This is a genomic window from Roseateles sp. UC29_93 (assembly GCF_042695725.1).
In the GTDB taxonomy this organism is placed as follows: domain Bacteria; phylum Pseudomonadota; class Gammaproteobacteria; order Burkholderiales; family Burkholderiaceae_C; genus Roseateles; species Roseateles noduli_A.
This window is the reverse complement of record NZ_CP170545.1, coordinates 2,486,982-2,503,622: the sequence shown is the minus strand read 5'-3', so window position 1 is coordinate 2,503,622 and position 16,641 is coordinate 2,486,982. Positions and strand designations below refer to the sequence as shown.

The following is a 16,641-nucleotide window of genomic DNA, read 5'->3' as shown; positions in this document are numbered from 1 at the left end:
GATCAGGCCTTGGCCTTGGCGGCGGGCGCCTTGGCTTGGGCAATCGTGGCGGCGGTTTCCTTGGCGGCACCCATCTCGCCCAAGGCGCGGCGGTACTCGTTCGGGAACACCTTGATGAACTTGGCGCGAGATTCGGCCCAGTGGTCCAGGATGTCCCGCGCACGCTGGCTACCGGTCCAGCGGTGATGGTCCTCGATCAGCTTCTTGAGGAGCGCCTCGTCGGTGCGGGCCTGCCCGTCGCCGAGCTTGTGCCAGAGCGCCTTGTCCATCGTGGCCTCCTGCTCATGCGCAGGCAGCAGCTTGTCCAGGGACACCATGCTGGTGTTGCAGCGTTTGGCGAACTGACCGTCCTCGTCGAAGACGTACGCGAGCCCTCCACTCATGCCGGCGGCGAAGTTGCGACCGGTCCGACCCAGCACGACCGCAGTACCACCGGTCATGTATTCGCACCCGTGGTCGCCCGTGCCCTCGACGACCGCCGTCGCGCCAGACAGGCGCACCGCGAAGCGTTCCCCGGCGACACCACGGAAGAAGGCCTCGCCCTTGGTCGCGCCGTACAGCACGGTGTTGCCGACGATGATGTTCTTCGTCGCATCGCCGCGGAAGTCGATCGACGGCCGCACCACGATACGACCGCCAGACAAGCCCTTGCCGGTGTAGTCGTTGGCGTCGCCGATCAGGTAGAAGGTGATGCCCGGCGCAAGGAAGGCGCCAAAGCTCTGACCACCCGTGCCTTCCATCTGGATGAAGATGGTCTGGTCGTCGAGTCCTTCGGGACGGCGGCGGATCAGCTCGCCCGACAACATGGCGCCAACGGTGCGGCGCACGTTGGTCACCTCCTGCATGAAGCGCACCTTCTCGCCCTTGTCGAACGCGGGCAGGCACTTCTCGATCAGCTTGACGTCCAGCGCGCGATCCAGTCCATGGTCTTGCTGGTCGTTGTGCAGGCGGGCCACGTCAGCCGACAGTTCCGGACGGTGGAATACGCGGGTGAAATCCAGGCCCTTGGCCTTCCAGTGGCTGATGCCCTTCTTCGTGTCGAGCAGGTCGGCGCGGCCGATCAGGTCGTCGAACTTGCGGATGCCCAGCTGCGCCATGATCTGGCGCGCCTCTTCCGCGACGAAGAAGAAGTAGTTCACCACGTGCTCGGGCTTGCCGCTGAACTTCTTGCGCAGCACCGGATCCTGCGTCGCGACGCCCACCGGGCACGTATTCAGGTGGCACTTGCGCATCATGATGCAGCCCTCGACGACCAACGGCGCCGTCGCGAAGCCGAATTCGTCCGCACCCAGCAAAGCGCCGATGACGACGTCACGGCCGGTCTTCATCTGACCGTCGGCCTGCACGCGGACGCGGCCACGCAGGCGGTTCAGCACCAATGTCTGCTGCGCCTCCGCCAGCCCCAACTCCCACGGCGTGCCGCAGTGCTTGATCGAACTCCACGGCGAAGCGCCGGTCCCGCCGTCGTGCCCCGCGATCACGATGTGGTCCGCCTTGGCCTTCGCCACGCCGGTCGCAATCGTGCCGACGCCTACTTCGGACACCAGCTTTACCGAGACGTCGGCACGCGGATTGACGTTCTTCAGATCGTGGATCAGCTGCGCCAGATCCTCGATCGAATAGATGTCATGGTGCGGCGGCGGCGAGATCAGACCCACGCCAGGCACCGAATGGCGCAGGAAGCCGATGTAGTCGGTAACCTTGCCGCCAGGCAGTTGACCGCCCTCGCCGGGCTTGGCGCCTTGCGCCATCTTGATCTGGATCTGGTCGGCGCTGACCAGGTACTCCGTCGTGACGCCGAAGCGGCCCGACGCGACCTGCTTGATGCGCGAGCGCATCGAATCGCCGTCCTGCAGTTCGTAGTCGGCCTCGACCACCTTGCTGCCAACGACGTCCGACATCTTCGTGCCGGCCGTGATCTTGATGCCCTTGAGCTCGTTGCGGTAACGCGCCGGATCCTCGCCGCCTTCGCCGGTATTGCTCTTGCCGCCGATGCGATTCATCGCGACTGCCAGCGTCGCGTGTGCTTCGGTGGAGATCGAACCCAACGACATCGCACCGGTGGCAAAGCGCTTGACGATGTCAGCGGCGGATTCGACCTCCTCCAGCGGAATCGCCTGGCCAGGGTCGAACTTGAACTCGAACAGGCCGCGCAGCGTCATGTGACGCTTGCTCTGATCGTTGATCAGTTGAGCGTATTCCTTGTACGTGTCGAACTTGCCCGAACGCGTGCTGTGCTGCAGCTTGGCGATGGCGTCGGGGCTCCACATGTGCTCCTCGCCGCGGGCGCGCCACGCGTACTCGCCGCCAGCGTCGAGCATGTGCTCCAGGACCGGGTCATCGCCGAAGGCAGCGCGGTGCAGGCGCAACGCCTCTTCCGCGACCTCGAAAACGCCGATGCCGCCGACCTGGGTCGGCGTGCCTCGGAAGTACTTGGCGACGAGATCCGCCTTCAGACCGATGGCCTCGAAGATCTGCGCGCCGCAATAGGACATGTAGGTCGAAATGCCCATCTTGGACATGATCTTCGACAAGCCCTTGCCCACCGCCTTGATGTAGTTGTAGACCGCCTTGTCGGCCGACAGCGAGGCCGGAAGTTCCGACGTCATCGCCTGCAGCGTTTCCAGTGCCAGGTAGGGGTGGACCGCTTCGGCGCCGAAGCCGGCCAGCACGGCGAAGTGATGCACCTCGCGCGCGGTGCCGGTCTCGACGACCAGACCCGCCGTCGTGCGCAGGCCCTCGCGTACCAGATGATGGTGGACGGCCGACAGCGCGAGCAGCGCGGGGATGGCGACCCGGTTCGCGCTCAGGTGGCGGTCCGTGATGATCAGGATGTTGTGTCCACTCTTGATCGCATCGACGGTCTCGGCGCACAGCGACGCGAGTTGCGCCTCGACGCCTTCGCGCCCCCAGTCCAGCGGGTAGGTGATGTCGAGTTCGTAAGGCTTGAACTTGCCGTTGGTGTGATGCTCGATCGCGCGCAGGCGAGCCATCGACTCGAAGTCCAACACGGGTTGCGTGACCTCGAGCCGCATCGGCGGGTTCACCGCGTTGATGTCGAGCAGATTGGGCTTCGGGCCGATGAAGCTGTTCAGCGACATCACGATCGCCTCGCGGATCGGATCGATCGGAGGGTTGGTGACCTGTGCGAACAGCTGCTTGAAGTAGTTGTAGAGCGGCTTGTTCTTGTCGGAGAGCACGGCCAGCGGGCTGTCGTTGCCCATCGAGCCGATGCCTTCCTCGCCGTTCGCGGCCATCGGCGCGAGCAGGAACTTGATGTCTTCCTGCGTGAAGCCGAAAGCCTGCTGGCGGTCCAGGAGGGAGGCAGGGAACACGGGCGCGGTGACCTCCGGCGCCGGGATCTCGTCGAGCTTGACGCGGACGTTCTCGATCCACTGGCGATACGGACGAGCGTTGGCGTACTGGGTCTTGAGCTCCTCGTCGTCGATGATGCGCCCCTGCTCCAGGTCGATCAGGAACATCTTGCCCGGCTGCAGCCGCCACTTCTTGACGACGCGCGATTCGGGAATCGGCAGGACGCCGGATTCGGACGCCAGGACAACGAGATCATCGTCGGTGACCCAGTAGCGGGCCGGGCGCAGGCCGTTGCGGTCCAGTGCGGCGCAGACCTGACGGCCATCGGTGAAGACCATCGCGGCCGGACCGTCCCACGGTTCCATCATCGCCGCGTGATACTCGTAGAACGCGCGGCGGCGTTCGTCCATCCACTCGTGTTGCTCCCAGGCTTCGGGGATCATCATCATCGCCGCGTGCGCGAGCGGGTACCCCGACATCGTCAACAACTCGATGGCGTTGTCAAAGGTGGCCGTGTCGGACTGGTGCTCAAAGCTGATCGGATACAGCTTCTTGAGGTCGTCGCCCAGCACGGGGGACTTCATGACGCCCTCGCGGGCGCGCATCCAGTTGAAATTGCCCTTGACGGTATTGATCTCCCCGTTGTGAGCGACCATCCGGTACGGATGCGCCAGTGGCCACTCGGGGAAAGTGTTGGTCGAGAAACGCTGGTGCACCAGCGCGATCGCGCTGACAACGCGCGGATCGGCCAGGTCCTGGTAGTACTTCCCGACCTGGTCGGCCAGCAGCAGGCCCTTGTAGATGACGGTGCGACAGCTCATCGACGGCACGTAGTACTCGCGGCTGTGCGTCAGCTTGAGCGCCTGGATCGCGCTGGAGGCGGTCTTGCGGATCACGTACAGCTTCCGCTCGAGCGCGTCGGGGACGATGATGTCCGGACCGCGACCGATGAAGATCTGCCGGATGATCGGCTCCTTCTCGCGCACGGTGGGCGACATCGGCATGTCGCGATCCACCGGCACATCGCGCCAGCCGATCAGCACCTGACCCTCGGCCTTGATGGCGCGCGCCAGTTCCTGCTCGCAGGCCAGGCGCGACGCATGTTCCTTCGGCAGGAAGATCATGCCGACGCCGTATTCGCCAGGCGGGGGCAAAGTGACACCTTGCTTGGCCATCTCCGCGCGATAAGAACTCGTCCGGGATCTGGATCAGGATGCCAGCACCGTCGCCCATCAGCTTGTCCGCGCCGACCGCGCCGCGGTGGTCCAGGTTTTCCAGAATCTTCAGACCCTGCTGGACGATGTGGTGCGCCTTCTGGCCCTTGATGTGAGCGACAAATCCCAGACCACAGGCGTCCTTCTCATTGGCGCCGTCGTAGAGGCCGTGTGCGGCAAGCTCGCGGATCTCATTGGTGGACGGCCCGCTGGCCGGCATCGTTGCCGGGCTCGTGATACTGGACGACGGTTGCGCGGTGCGCGGATCTTGAGCTGCCGACATCGGTGGCCTCCTGAACTCGAAAACGAAACCCGCGCAGATTAAGACGCGTACCGCAAGGGCACAAGCACAACTAAACGGGGTCAGTATCGATTAAATGGATGCGTGGCGAATTGGCGCCTGTTAATTGGGGACAGATCACGGGAAGAGTCAAATTGTCCTCGGTGTCTTCTCCTTGCGAGGTCGACCACGGGGGCGCGGGCTGATCGGTCGGGCACTGATCTCGCCAAGCGTCTGCAGGAAACGTGCCGAGCCAAGCGGCCAACCCTTCAGCGCCGAATCGATCAGCTTCTGGCGCTCCGTCTCGGACTCTCCCTCCTCCAGCCAGCGACGCCAAGCCAGTTCGCGCTCGAACGGCGTGTTCCCGAGCGCCCAGAACCCCGGCGCATCTGTGATGAGCGGATCACGCCGTCGACCGAGATGGTGCGCCGCCGACGACCAGACGAACTCGCCGGGATCCCCACTCAGGCCGGCGCGCTGCGGGTTCAGCTCGATGCTGCGCATGACGGCGAGCAAGTAGCTGTCGGCCTCCAGCGGTGCGGCGCGGAAACGCCCCTCCCAGAGCGTGCCCAGGCGACCATGGCGCAGATTGAAAGCGCTCACGTAACGCCGCCCCAGCGCCTGCATCATTCGACTCAGGCCGTCGTCCGAGGAGGGCGTGGCCAGCAGGTGGAGATGGTTCGGCATCACGACGTACGCGTGAATGGCAACCCGGTGAGTGGCGGCGCTGTCCTGCAGCGCAGCAAGCAAAGCCTTTCGGTCCTCGTCGTCGACGACGATGGGCTGCAGGTTATGCCCGCGGTGGATCAGATGATGCAGATGGCCGGCGAGCGCCAGCCGTGGGAGTCTTGCCATGAGGGGGACAGCAGTAATCTGTCCCCAATTATGCTGGGATCAACTTCTTCCCGGTCAGCCGCTCGTGCTCCTTGATTGCAAAGCGGTCGGTCATTCCCGCGATGTAGTCCGAGCAGGCGCGGGCATGGTCTTCGGCGTCAGCGAAATCCGCAGGCAGGTGTCCCGCATCTGAGAGGTAAAGCTGAAAGAGTTCCCGCAGCACCTGCTCGGCGCGGTCGCGCTGCTGCTGCACCATGGGATGGCGATAGAGGTTGGCAAACAGGAATCGCTTGAGCTCGGTGCTCGCGTGGCGCATCTGAGGGCTGAAACGCACCAGCGGCCCCTTCGTGCGCGCGTCTTCAGCATCGACGGGATCAGCCGTCTCGATCGCGGTGCGGGTGGCGTCAATGATGTCGTAGACCTGCTGCGACAGCATGCGGCGGATGGTCTCTGCCAGAAGCCGTTTCCCCACGAGCCCCGGGTATGCGGCCAACGTCTCGCGCAGGTAACGATGGACCAGTGGCACCTGCTCCAGCTGCTCCAGCGTCACCAGTCCCGATCGCACGCCGTCATCGACGTCGTGGGCGTTGTAGGCAACCTCGTCCGCAAGGTTGCAGAGTTGCGCCTCCAGGCTCGGTTGCCCGCCGCGAAGGAAGCGAGCCGCGACACCGCCGGGCTCGCGATCCTCGATGCGCTGGGCGTCGCGCTTGCTGCAATGCTTGAGAATGCCCTCGCGGCTCTCGAAACTGAGGTTGAGCCCGTCGAATGCAGGGTAGCGCTGCTCGAGCTTGTCGACGACTCGAAGCGATTGCAGGTTGTGCTCGAAGCCGCCGTGCGCCTTCATGCAGTCGTCCAGCACGTCCTGCCCGGCATGCCCGAAAGGCGTATGCCCGAGGTCGTGCGCGAGCGCGATGGTCTCGACGAGGTCTTCGTCCAATGCCAGGCTGCGCGCGATCGATCGCCCCAACTGCGCGACTTCGAGCGAATGTGTCAGCCGCGTGCGGAACAGGTCGCCTTCATGATTGAGGAAGACCTGGGTCTTGTAGACCAGCCGGCGGAACGCCGTGCTGTGAACGATGCGGTCGCGATCGCGCTGGAACTCGCTGCGCGTCGGCGCGGACACCTCGGCGTGCCGTCGACCGCGGCTGCGCGCGGGATCGGAGGCAAAGGGCGCGCGCAGCATCATCATCGTCGGTTCAAGCCTTCAACGGGGCCCTGTCTCAGTGTGAGCGGCGATCACCTCGGCCACGAGCACATCGGACGCACCCCTCATGCCCGCCTTGCCAAGGCTCTCGATCACGACAAAGCGGATTTCGCCACCCTCGTTCTTCTTGTCGACACGCATGAGATCCAGCCAGCGTTCGATCGGCATCCGGGGGGCCTTCACCGGCAGGTGCGCCCGCTCGATCAGCCGCGTCATCCGGTCGACGAACGACGCCGGCATCAGCCCCAGCCGGGCCGACAACTCGGAGGCCAACACCATGCCGCAACCCACCCCTTCGCCGTGCAACCATGCACCGTAACCGAGGCCGGTCTCGATCGCATGGCCGAAGGTATGGCCGAAATTGAGGATGGCACGCAGGCCGGCCTCGCGCTCATCCTGTCCGACCACCCACGCCTTGATCTCGCAGCTGCGCTTCACTGCATAAGCGAGCGCTGACTTGTCACGGGCCAGCAGGGCGTCCAGGTTGTCCTCGATCCACTCGAGGAAGGACACATCGGCGATCGGTCCGTACTTGATGATCTCGGCGAGACCAGCCGAGAGTTCGCGCTCCGGCAGCGTATCAAGCGTGTCCAGATCAGCGACAACACGGACCGGCTGATAGAACGCGCCGACCATGTTCTTGCCGCGCGGATGATTGATTGCCGTCTTGCCGCCGACGGATGAGTCCACCTGCGCCAGCAAGGTCGTTGGTACCTGCACGAACGGCACGCCGCGCATGTAGATCGCGGCCGCAAAGCCGGTCAGGTCGCCAACCACGCCACCGCCCAGTGCGAACAGTACCGTCCTACGGTCGGCCGCGCCGGCTAGCAGATGGTCGATGACTGCGTCGAGCGACTCCCAGCTCTTGTGCTGTTCCCCGTCCGGCAGGATGACCGTCTCGACACGCGAGTAATGGGGTGCGAGCTGTCGCTGGAGGCGTTCGAGGTACAGCGGCGCAACCACGTCGTTGGTGACGATCAGCGCAGCGGAGGCATGCGGCAAGCCGGACCAGGACGACGAAGCGTCGAAGAGACCCGAGCCGATGAGGATGTCGTAGCGCCGGTCGCCGAGGTCGATGGCGACGGTGGATGTGGGATCAGGAGCCGGAGCGGTCATTCCCGGAAGTGTACGGGGCCTCGCTCGCCCCCACGGTGGCCGCGACCCGCGCTGGATCGATCAACCCCGCCAACTCCAGCTGCATCAGGATCATGTTCGCCAAACCATGCACCGATGGACGACTCGATTCGAGCACGAAATGCGCACAACGCCGGTAGAGCGGATCGCGCTGCGCATAGAGTTCGCGCAACTTCGCCAGTGGATTGGCCACCTGCAGCAGGGGGCGCTGGGTATCGTGCCTCAGACGTCTGAAGAGTTCTTCAGGTGACGAGCGAAGGTACACGACTGTCGAATGCGCCTTGAGTCGATCGCGATTGATCTCGCGCAGCACCGCGCCGCCGCCAGTCGCCAGGATGAGCTCCTGGCCACTGTTCGCGCCGTCGAGCAGTCGCGCGATGGTGCGCGATTCGAGGTCCCGAAACGACGCTTCGCCCTCACGGGCGAAGTAGTCCTTGATCGACTCGCCGCCGAGATCCTTTTCGATCTCGGCGTCGGAGTCGACGTAGGCGATATCAAGCTGCCTGGCCAGCAACCGGCCGACGGTGGATTTGCCACCGCCGGGCATGCCGACCAGGGAGATCGTCAGGGGCACGCCGTTCCGGTCGGTCCAGCCTTGGCCACCGCTTGCGAGAAGGTGGTGGCCAGGCCCGCGGGCGATGTCACAGTGATGTACACCGTGCCGCTATCCGTTGCGTCCGCGAACTTCACGTCCACCGTCGCGCCGGTAGGCACAAGCGTGCTCGGAGTGGAGCTGCCCGCCTGGACTGTCACAGTCAGACCGTCGCTGCCAGTTGCCGTCACCTTGGAGCTTGCGGGCATCGGATTGAACGCGGTCCCGTTGTTGTCACTCACCAGGAAGTAGAGCGACATCGTGGCAGCGCCGCCGTACAGCACGTTGTTGCCGGAGCCGACTCGCGACACCGTCACCCAGTTCGGTGCGTCACGGCCGTCATCCGAATAACCCCACCAGTTCGCCGTAGCGCCGTTGTCATCAACACCCGACCCCTTTGCGAAAGCGCCGAAATCGATCAGCTTGCGCGTGTCCGGACAAGTTCCGTTGACAGCAGCCTGGCGGAGATTTCCCGGAGCCTTGAGGCCCCAAACGATGTTGGCCTTGGAAGTCGAGAACACCGTCTCGACCGCGCGCCGGACGTAAGCGCGACCTTGCCCGGCGTCACAGGTGCCCGGCACGTAAGGCGTGTACGAACCGAACGCGAACAGCGACTTGGCCGGCTCTGTCAGAACGTTGTTCGGATCGTTCGCGCAAACACCGGTCCCGGTGCTGTCGTTCTGCTTGATGAACTGGTCTGTCGTGCTGTAGTTATTGTTGTACAGGCGATCCAGGAACACAGAACCCAGATTCTGGAATTGCTCACCCGCGTCGTAGACGTTGTTGCCGTTCTTGTCGATGAACGATTCTTCGCCCAGGGCATAAGCGAGCACCGTCACACGGCCATCGGCAGGACGCGGTTCCGCCGCAGCGAAGTTGGAGGTCGCACGGGAAATGCCGTTGGTGTCCTTGGCCGTGAACACCGTGTTCACCACCTGACCTGCCTCCGACACGAAGTTGATGGCTGTGCCATCCGGCACCGGATTACCCAGTCGATCCGACGCGATGATCGAATAGGTGTTTGGCGTACCGTCCCGGTCCGCGCCCTCGATGTTCGCCGATCCTTGGGCGAGCGAGAAATTCAGCTGCGACGGCAGGCCGACAGCGATGGACAGGGAACTCGACACCGTCGAGATGGTCGTGTTCTTCAACGTTGCCGCCACGCGCACCGGCGTCGGCACCGTGCCAGAATTGATGCGAACCACCACGTCGCCGTTGGTGTCCGTATTCTTGGTGATCGTCGCTCCGGTGACGCCATCCAACGTCAAGCCGCCCGACCAGACGTTGGCCGACAGATCGATCGGTTGGTTCGGCACGCCGTTGCCGCCGGCATCGACCAAGCGGAACGTGACATTCGCGAATTCGGTGTAGCCGGAACCCTTCAGGTAGATCGTCTTCGTCGCCGTGTCCGTGGCCTGCAGGCTTTGTGCCTGTGGCGTGCCCAGAGTCAGCACAAGTTGACGCGTCGAAGTGCTGCCGACAATGGTGGCCTGGTAGGTGTCCGTGCCCTGGAAGCTGCCACAGCTGTTGTCACGGAAACGGAAGCTGGCCGATCCGGTGGTCGTCGTGACTGTGCCGGTCGGAGTCAGCGTGCCCTTTCCAGCCACGACACAGGCGGACGTCAACGACACGTTGACGGGCGTACCGATCGCCGTGGAGGACAGGCCGACCGTCAGGGTCGTCTCACCGTTCGGGGGCAATGCAGACAGCGCCAAGTCGGAGGTCAGTGAGTCAATCGTCACATTGGTCGCCGCAAGTTGGAAACCGCTGCTCGCCGTAATGCTCGCTCCCGCCACCGTGGCCGTTGCGTTGATCGTGTCCGCACCCGCTGTCGTCGCGCTCGCGGGACTCAGCGTCACCGTGGCATCGCCACTGTCGTTGGTCAGGGCCGTCGTCGAATCGAACTTGCCCAGACCCGCAGCGGTCGTGAAGGTCACCACCGTGTTGGCTACAGGAGCACCGGTTGCGGTCCGCAACGAGGCGGTCACCGTGGCCGGGGCGCTGGCAGTGACAGTCACAGACGTCAGCTTGAGCGTCATCGTCGGCGCAGTCACCACCGGCGTCGTCGGGGTGCTGCCCGAGCCGCTACCCGGCCCGACCACCGGCGTACCAGCATCGCCACCACCGCCGCCGCCGCAAGCAGCCAGCACTGCCACCATCGTGCCCGTCAACACCAGGCGGGCGGTGCCGCGCATCACCACTGACTTGCCGCCCACGCTGGCCACTCGTTCGATTCGCTTCATGTCTTGCTACTCCTGCGTCCGCGGCACTTGCCTGGCCACGGCATCCTCTCTGAAATGCGTTCGCGCCACCGGCCCTTTCCGGCTCTTGTGGCGGCTGTTCTCTCGCGAACGCGCTTAGCTGCTTGGCATCATGCCGCGAGCGGCCGGCGCTAGGCGCCGGCTCCGCTCAGCGTGTGGTCGCCGTCACCCGATCGCTCACCACCTTCGGGGTAATGAAGATCAGCAGTTCCGTCTTCGCGGTGCTGCGCGACTTGTTCTTGAACAGGTTACCCAGCAGCGGGATGTCGCCAAGGTACGGCACCTTGTTCTCGCTCTCCAGGTCTTCCTGCGTGTAGATGCCGCCGATCACGACCGTGCCGCCGTTTTCGACCAGCACCAGCGTCTGCACATGCTTGTTGTTGATCGCATAACCCTGCGGGGTCAGCGTGCCGCGGCTGTCCTTGTTGACGTCCACTGTCAGGATCACGTTGCCCTCTGGCGTGATCTGCGGCGTGACTTCCAGCTTCAGCACAGCCTTCTTGAATGTGATCGAGGTCGCGCCGCTCGATGTCGACTGCTGATAGGGGATTTCCTCGCCCTGTTCGATCAGCGCCTTGGTCTGGTCAGCCGTGACGACACGCGGGCTGGACACCACCTTGCCGCGACCATCGGCTTCCAGCGCCGAGATTTCGAGATTCAGGAACCGGTTCGCCGTGGCGCTGAACAGCGACAGTGCGAAGTTCGCGGCAGTCGCACCGCCGAAGGCATCGCCAGCCACGTTGGCGGGCAGATTCACAAACTGCGAGTCCGCATAGTTGTATGCCGTCTGCTGATTGGTCGCCGAGCCGACCGCCGAGTAGTTCCCGCCAACCGTCACATAGTTGCTGCCACCAACGCTATAGCCGGGAATGCCACCTTGACGTCCGCGCAGGTCGCTCGCGCCCAGCTTGACACCCAGCGCACGCCCGAACTTGTCGTCAGCCTCGACGATGCGGGCCTCGATCAACACCTGACGGACCGGCACGTCGATCTTCGCAATCAGCGCCTGGATCTCTTCCAGTTTGGATGGGATGTCGCTGACGAACAGCTGGTTCGTACGCGTCTCCCAGATCACGCTACCGCGCGGCGACAGGATGCGCGAGGTCTGCGTGGTGCCGCCACCACCCTGGTTGTTCTGACCGGTCAGTCCCTTCGCGACCTCCTCGGCCTTCGTGTAGTTCATCTGGAAGGACTGCGTGCGCAGCGGCTCCAGCTGCGCGACTGCCTGCTTGGCCTCCAGTTCGGCCTTTTCCTTGTTGGCCAGCTCTTCCTTCGGCGCGATCCATAGCACGTTGCCGGACTTGCGCATGCCCAAGCCCTTGGCCTGCAGAATGATGTCCAACGCCTGGTCCCAAGGCACATCCTTCAGGCGCAGCGTCACATTGCCGGTGACGGTGTCGCTGGTGACGACGTTGAAGTTGGTGAAATCGGCGATGACCTGCAGCAACGCGCGCACGTCGATGTTCTGGAAGTTCAGGCTCAGCTTGTCACCGGCATAACCCGGACCTTGCGTGAGCTTGTTCGGGTCGACCTTCTGGGGACGGACTTCCAGCACGAACTGGTTGTCGCTCTGGTAGGCGCTGTGCTCCCAGATGCCCTTCGGCGTCACGATCAGGCGCACGCGGTCGCCCTGCTGAGTCGCGGTGATCGACTGGACCGGCGTGCCGAAGTCCGTGACGTCCAGCTTGCGGCGCAGACGTTCCGGCAGCGTGCTGCGAAGGAACTCGACAACCAGATTCTGACCTTGCTGCTGAATGTCCACACCGACCTGGCTGCTCGGCAAGTTCACGACCACGCGACCCGCGCCGTCGTTGCCGCGACGGAAGTCGATGTCTTGCAAGCCCTGCGCGGCGGCATTCTGGCTCGGGGCGAAGTGCACCGGGTCAGACGCGACCGTCGTGGCGGCAGCGGCAGCGGTTGCCGCGGCGGGCGAGCCATCCAGGAAGATCAGCAGCGAGTTGTCCTGCAGCTGGGCGCGATAGGTGCTCGCCTGACGCAGGTTCAGCACGACGCGAGAGCGATCCCCTGCCTGCGCCACGTTGGCCGAACGCATGTTGCCCGAATTGATCTCGACCGCGCTGCGGCCAAGACCGTTCGATACGCCAGGCAGATCCAGCGCGATACGCGGCGGCACCTGCACGGCAAACCCGCGCGGCACTTCGGTCAGCGGCTGTGCCAACTCGATGCGGACAATGTCCGTACCGGATTGCTGCGTCGCGCTGATCGACCGGATCATGTTCTGCGCCCAGGCCTGCGCCGGCAGCAGAACTGCCAGGCCCACCGCGCAGGCCAAGGCTTGCCAGCGCTTGACGCGCCCTTCTCGTTCCCTCGTACGGACGCTCATCGAAGCGTTCTCCACAACAGTGTTCTTCATCGTCCCTGCTCCTGAAGCTGGAGAGTACTGGTGCGTTCAATCCATTCGCCCGCAGCGTCCTGGACGACTTCTCGCAACGTGATTTCGGTTTCGCTGATCTTGGTGATGCGGCCGAAGTTCTGCCCCATGTAGTCACCGACCCGCGCCTGGTACAGCAGGTTGTCCACCCGCAGCAACGCGTACGGACGACCGTCCCTGGAGACGCTGCCGACCATCGTCATCGAGTCCAGCGGGAAGGCCTCCAGCGGCTCGCGACGGCGCTTCATCTCCGCAGCCAGCAGCGAACTGGGCTGGGTGGCTTCGCGCCGCAACGCCACCGTCAGCTTTTGCGTGCTGAAGGGGTCGACCATCGCCTGCGCTTCGTAAGGCTGAGGCTGGAAGGTCTTCGGCGGTGTCAGCGGCTTGACGGTCGGGCGCGTCTGCTGGCGCTGCTCTTCCATCCACTGCTGAAGCTCATCAGTGCTGGAGGTACAACCCGTCAGCAACGCACCTGTCAGCGCCAGGCCAAGCAGGCCGAGCGCACGCACAGGCGCTCGATCCGGGGTCGCCACGCCGGGCGACGCTGTGCGGGAGCGAATGAAGCGCGTCATTTCTTCTTCTCCGCGGCCGCCGCGGCCTTCCTCTGTTCCTCGACCTCAGCCGGATCGAGGTAACGATAGGTCCGAGCCGTGGCTTCCATCGACAACACCGCATTGGTGTCCGTGCGTGGGGGCGTATTCGCGTTGGACGAGACACCCGGCACCACGATCGCCAGATCGTGCAGCGTCACGATCCGCGACAGATTCGACACGTCCGCCGTGAAGGCGCCGATGTCGTGATAACGGCCAGACACCTTGATCGCGATCGGCTGTTCTGCGTAGTAGTCGCGCATGACGATGCCGCCAGGACGGAACAGTTCGAACTGCAGGCCTCGACCCAAGCCCGCCTGGTTGATGTCCGACAGCAGCGCATCCATCTCGGCCTTGCCCGGCAGCTGCTTTTCAAGCTGCAGGACGTACTCCTCGACTTGACTCTTCTGCTTGCGCAGCTCGGGCAGGTTCACTGCCTGCGTCAGCTTGTTGTTGAAGTCTTCCTTCAACTGCGGTTCCTTCTGGACCTCAGCGTCCAGCGCCGATTGCTCGTCCGACAGCACGGCGAACCAGCCCAGCACCACAGTCAGTAGCGCCACCACGACGAAGGCGGCATAACGCGGCGCCGGCGGCCATTGGCCCGGCTCCTGCATGTTCAGGTTCTGGAACTGACCGGAGAAGTCTGCGAACCAGGCGTTGAGGTCCAGGTTTTTCAAGCTTGCCATGGGGTCCTCACGCCTTCTTCGCCGGGGCGTTCGTGGCCGGCTTGGTGCCGGGGCCGCTGGCAGCGCCGGCCGCGGGCTCCGGCGTCGCGCTCTTGATCCCGACCTTGATGGAGAAATCGAAGAGCCGGCGCGGATCACGCGGATTCACGGGAGCCGCCTTGATCTCGACGAGATCGGGGTTCTCGACCCACTCGGCGCGACTCAGATTGCGCAGCATCTCGGATACACGCTCGTTCGACGCCGCCACGCCAGCGATCACCACCGCCTTGTTGACCTGGCGCACCGACTGCAGGAACACACCCTCGGGTGTGAACTTCGCCAGTTCGTTGAGCAGGTGCACCGGTGTGTTGCGATCGCTCTGCAAGTTCTCGACGGCGCGTTGCCGGGCACGCAACGCGTCGATCTCGGCGCGCAGCGTCGCAATGTCCTTGATCTGGATGTCGAGCTTGGTGATCTCGGCCTTCAGATAGTCATTGCGGCTCGCCTGCGCGGCGGTCAACTGCTGCAGCAGCAGATAGATGAAGGCGGCGATCAGCACGCCGACGGCGAAGGACATTCCCAGCCCGACGAAGAACGCGGCCTTGCGGCGCTTGCGCTTCTCCTCGCGGTGCGGGAGCAGGTTGATCAGAATCACTGAAAGAACCTCCGCATGGCGAGGCCGCACGCTGTCAGATAGGCCGGGGCTTCACGGCGCAACTTGGATTCGCGCACCGCAGACCCGAGCACCATGTTCTCGAAAGGATTGACCACCATGCAGGCGAAGCCCGTCAGTTCGGTCACCCGCTCCTTGAGGCCAGGCAAGGTGGCGGTACCGCCGGCGAGCATCACGTAATGGACCTTGTGATGGGGCGTGCTGGTAAAGAAGTACTGGAGCGCCCGGCCGATTTCCTGCGACAGCGAATCGACGAAGGGATTCAGCACCTGCGTCTCGTAGTCATCCGGCAATTCGCCACTGAGCTTCTTCAGCTCCGCCTCCTCGAAGGAGAAACCGTATTGCCGCGAGATCAGCTGAGTCAACTGCGAGCCGCCGAAGGCCTGATCGCGGTCGTAAAGCATTTCATCGTCGCGCAGCACCTTCAGCGAAGTGGTGTCGGCACCGATCTCAAACAGCGCGACCAGCGCGTCCTTGCCTTCGTTGGGCAGCGTCTCCACCAGACGGCCCACGGCCATCCGCGACGCGTGGGACTCGATGTCCAGCACGACCGGCTTGAGGCCGGCAGCTTCCGCCAGCGCCTGACGATCCTGCACGCGGTCCTTGCGGGACGCGGCGATCAGCACTTCGACGTCGCCGACCGAAGTCGGGCTCGGGCCGATGACACAGAAGTCCAGCGAAACCTCGTCCAGCGAGAACGGGATGTACTGGTTGGCCTCGGCCTCGACCTGCAGCTCGAGCTCCTCCTCGCGGAGGCCGGCCGGCAGCATGATCTTCTTGGTGATCACCGAACTTTGCGGCATCGCCAGCGAAGCCTGCCGGGTCCTGCTGCCACTGCGCGTGACCACCCGACGGACGGCGTCCGCGACCTCGTCGAATTTCTCGATCTGGCCGTCGGTAATCCAGCCTTTTTCGAATGGCTCGGTGGCGAAACGTTCAAGAACGTATTCGCCATTCGAGTTTTGACTCAATTCCACAAGCTTGACACTGGACGACGAGATGTCCAGGCCAATCATGGGTGGATGCGCACGTCCGCGCAGTAGGTCCAACAGCCCCATGATGCGTTCCCCCAACGCGCCGCTCATGCGCCGGTTTGTTAATAAGTTACTTGAATGCTATCAGCAAAGCCTTTGTCGCCCCAAGGCAAAGCGGTCACAGCAAGTAACGCAGCGTTGCGTAACATACACGCCACCGACGGGTGGTAAAGCGCCAAAAAATGGCCCTTTTACTCCCCATTCGGAACGGTTTTGCGACAGATTCCCGCTTTGCCGAATCCCCTCCGGGACACCTTCAAGAGGGATGTCCCGGGCGGAGGAAAAAGGCAGCCGCGCAGTGTCCGCGAAAGTCCCCACAACTCCTGTAACAGTCAAGCGGTCGCGGACTGACCCGGCGAAGCCCCAGTGGGGGCCGTTCCTATAATCGTCGCTCGCGGCCCGCATCGTCACCCGTACAGGCCCTGATAGGGCGCGGCCAGGCACGCAAGATTG

10 protein-coding genes and 1 pseudogene are annotated in these 16,641 nt (G+C 63.9%); all 11 read right to left on the bottom strand.

All coding sequences use genetic code 11. The features are described 5' to 3' along the window. Positions 1-2 precede the first annotated feature (2 nt). The 11 genes and pseudogenes from ACFJIX_RS11535 to ACFJIX_RS11485 all read right to left on the bottom strand — a co-directional run bounded on the left by ACFJIX_RS11535 (position 3) and on the right by ACFJIX_RS11485 (position 16,212). Positions 3-4,749 (bottom strand): annotated as a pseudogene (locus ACFJIX_RS11535) (glutamate synthase-related protein). A 210-nt stretch (positions 4,750-4,959) separates the two neighbouring features. After that, positions 4,960-5,664 (bottom strand): transposase, encoded by a 705-nt coding sequence (locus ACFJIX_RS11530; RefSeq protein WP_377160107.1) that lies wholly within the window; start codon positions 5,662-5,664, stop codon positions 4,960-4,962. A 28-nt stretch (positions 5,665-5,692) separates the two neighbouring features. Further along, positions 5,693-6,826, bottom strand: coding sequence for a deoxyguanosinetriphosphate triphosphohydrolase (locus ACFJIX_RS11525; RefSeq protein ID WP_377161726.1), 1,134 nt, complete (start codon positions 6,824-6,826; stop codon positions 5,693-5,695). Between the two features lie 21 nt (positions 6,827-6,847). Beyond that, on the bottom strand, positions 6,848-7,963 hold the full coding sequence (aroB, locus tag ACFJIX_RS11520) for a 3-dehydroquinate synthase (RefSeq protein WP_377160105.1): 1,116 nt from the start codon (positions 7,961-7,963) through the stop codon (positions 6,848-6,850). Next, positions 7,944-8,549: a shikimate kinase gene (locus ACFJIX_RS11515; RefSeq protein WP_377161724.1), complete on the bottom strand. Its 606-nt coding sequence runs from the start codon at positions 8,547-8,549 to the stop codon at positions 7,944-7,946. Before ACFJIX_RS11515 ends, aroB begins: the two co-directional genes overlap by 20 nt. After that, positions 8,546-10,816, bottom strand: a complete 2,271-nt coding sequence (locus tag ACFJIX_RS11510) for a hypothetical protein (protein ID WP_377160103.1) — start codon at positions 10,814-10,816, stop codon at positions 8,546-8,548. The genes ACFJIX_RS11515 and ACFJIX_RS11510 overlap by 4 nt, the downstream gene beginning before the upstream one ends. Before the next feature lie 166 nt (positions 10,817-10,982). Then, positions 10,983-13,178 (bottom strand): type IV pilus secretin PilQ, encoded by a 2,196-nt coding sequence (pilQ, locus tag ACFJIX_RS11505; protein WP_377161722.1) that lies wholly within the window; start codon positions 13,176-13,178, stop codon positions 10,983-10,985. A gap of 26 nt (positions 13,179-13,204) precedes the next feature. Next, positions 13,205-13,798 (bottom strand): pilus assembly protein PilP, encoded by a 594-nt coding sequence (locus ACFJIX_RS11500; protein WP_377160101.1) that lies wholly within the window; start codon positions 13,796-13,798, stop codon positions 13,205-13,207. After that, on the bottom strand, positions 13,795-14,502 hold the full coding sequence (locus tag ACFJIX_RS11495; protein WP_377160099.1) for a type 4a pilus biogenesis protein PilO: 708 nt from the start codon (positions 14,500-14,502) through the stop codon (positions 13,795-13,797). The genes ACFJIX_RS11500 and ACFJIX_RS11495 overlap by 4 nt, the downstream gene beginning before the upstream one ends. Positions 14,503-14,509: 7 nt before the next feature. Continuing rightward, positions 14,510-15,136, bottom strand: a complete 627-nt coding sequence (locus ACFJIX_RS11490; RefSeq protein WP_377160097.1) for a PilN domain-containing protein — start codon at positions 15,134-15,136, stop codon at positions 14,510-14,512. Further along, a complete protein-coding gene (locus ACFJIX_RS11485; protein ID WP_297528858.1) occupies positions 15,133-16,212 on the bottom strand; it encodes a pilus assembly protein PilM in 1,080 nt (359 codons plus the stop codon). Before ACFJIX_RS11485 ends, ACFJIX_RS11490 begins: the two co-directional genes overlap by 4 nt. Between the last annotated feature and the right edge of the window lie 429 nt (positions 16,213-16,641).

Bases quoted from the DNA above. Each gene is read 5' to 3' on its own strand.
- ACFJIX_RS11485 (WP_297528858.1), bottom strand. From the start codon at position 16,212: ATGGGGCTGTTGGACCTACTGCGCGGACGTGCGCATCCACCCATGATT.
- ACFJIX_RS11495 (WP_377160099.1), bottom strand. From the start codon at position 14,502: ATGGCAAGCTTGAAAAACCTGGACCTCAACGCCTGGTTCGCAGACTTC.
- ACFJIX_RS11500 (WP_377160101.1), bottom strand. From the start codon at position 13,798: ATGACGCGCTTCATTCGCTCCCGCACAGCGTCGCCCGGCGTGGCGACC.
- pilQ (WP_377161722.1), bottom strand. From the start codon at position 13,178: ATGAGCGTCCGTACGAGGGAACGAGAAGGGCGCGTCAAGCGCTGGCAA.
- ACFJIX_RS11510 (WP_377160103.1), bottom strand. From the start codon at position 10,816: ATGAAGCGAATCGAACGAGTGGCCAGCGTGGGCGGCAAGTCAGTGGTG.
- ACFJIX_RS11530 (WP_377160107.1), bottom strand. From the start codon at position 5,664: ATGGCAAGACTCCCACGGCTGGCGCTCGCCGGCCATCTGCATCATCTG.
- ACFJIX_RS11525 (WP_377161726.1), bottom strand. From the start codon at position 6,826: ATGCTGCGCGCGCCCTTTGCCTCCGATCCCGCGCGCAGCCGCGGTCGA.
- aroB (WP_377160105.1), bottom strand. From the start codon at position 7,963: ATGACCGCTCCGGCTCCTGATCCCACATCCACCGTCGCCATCGACCTC.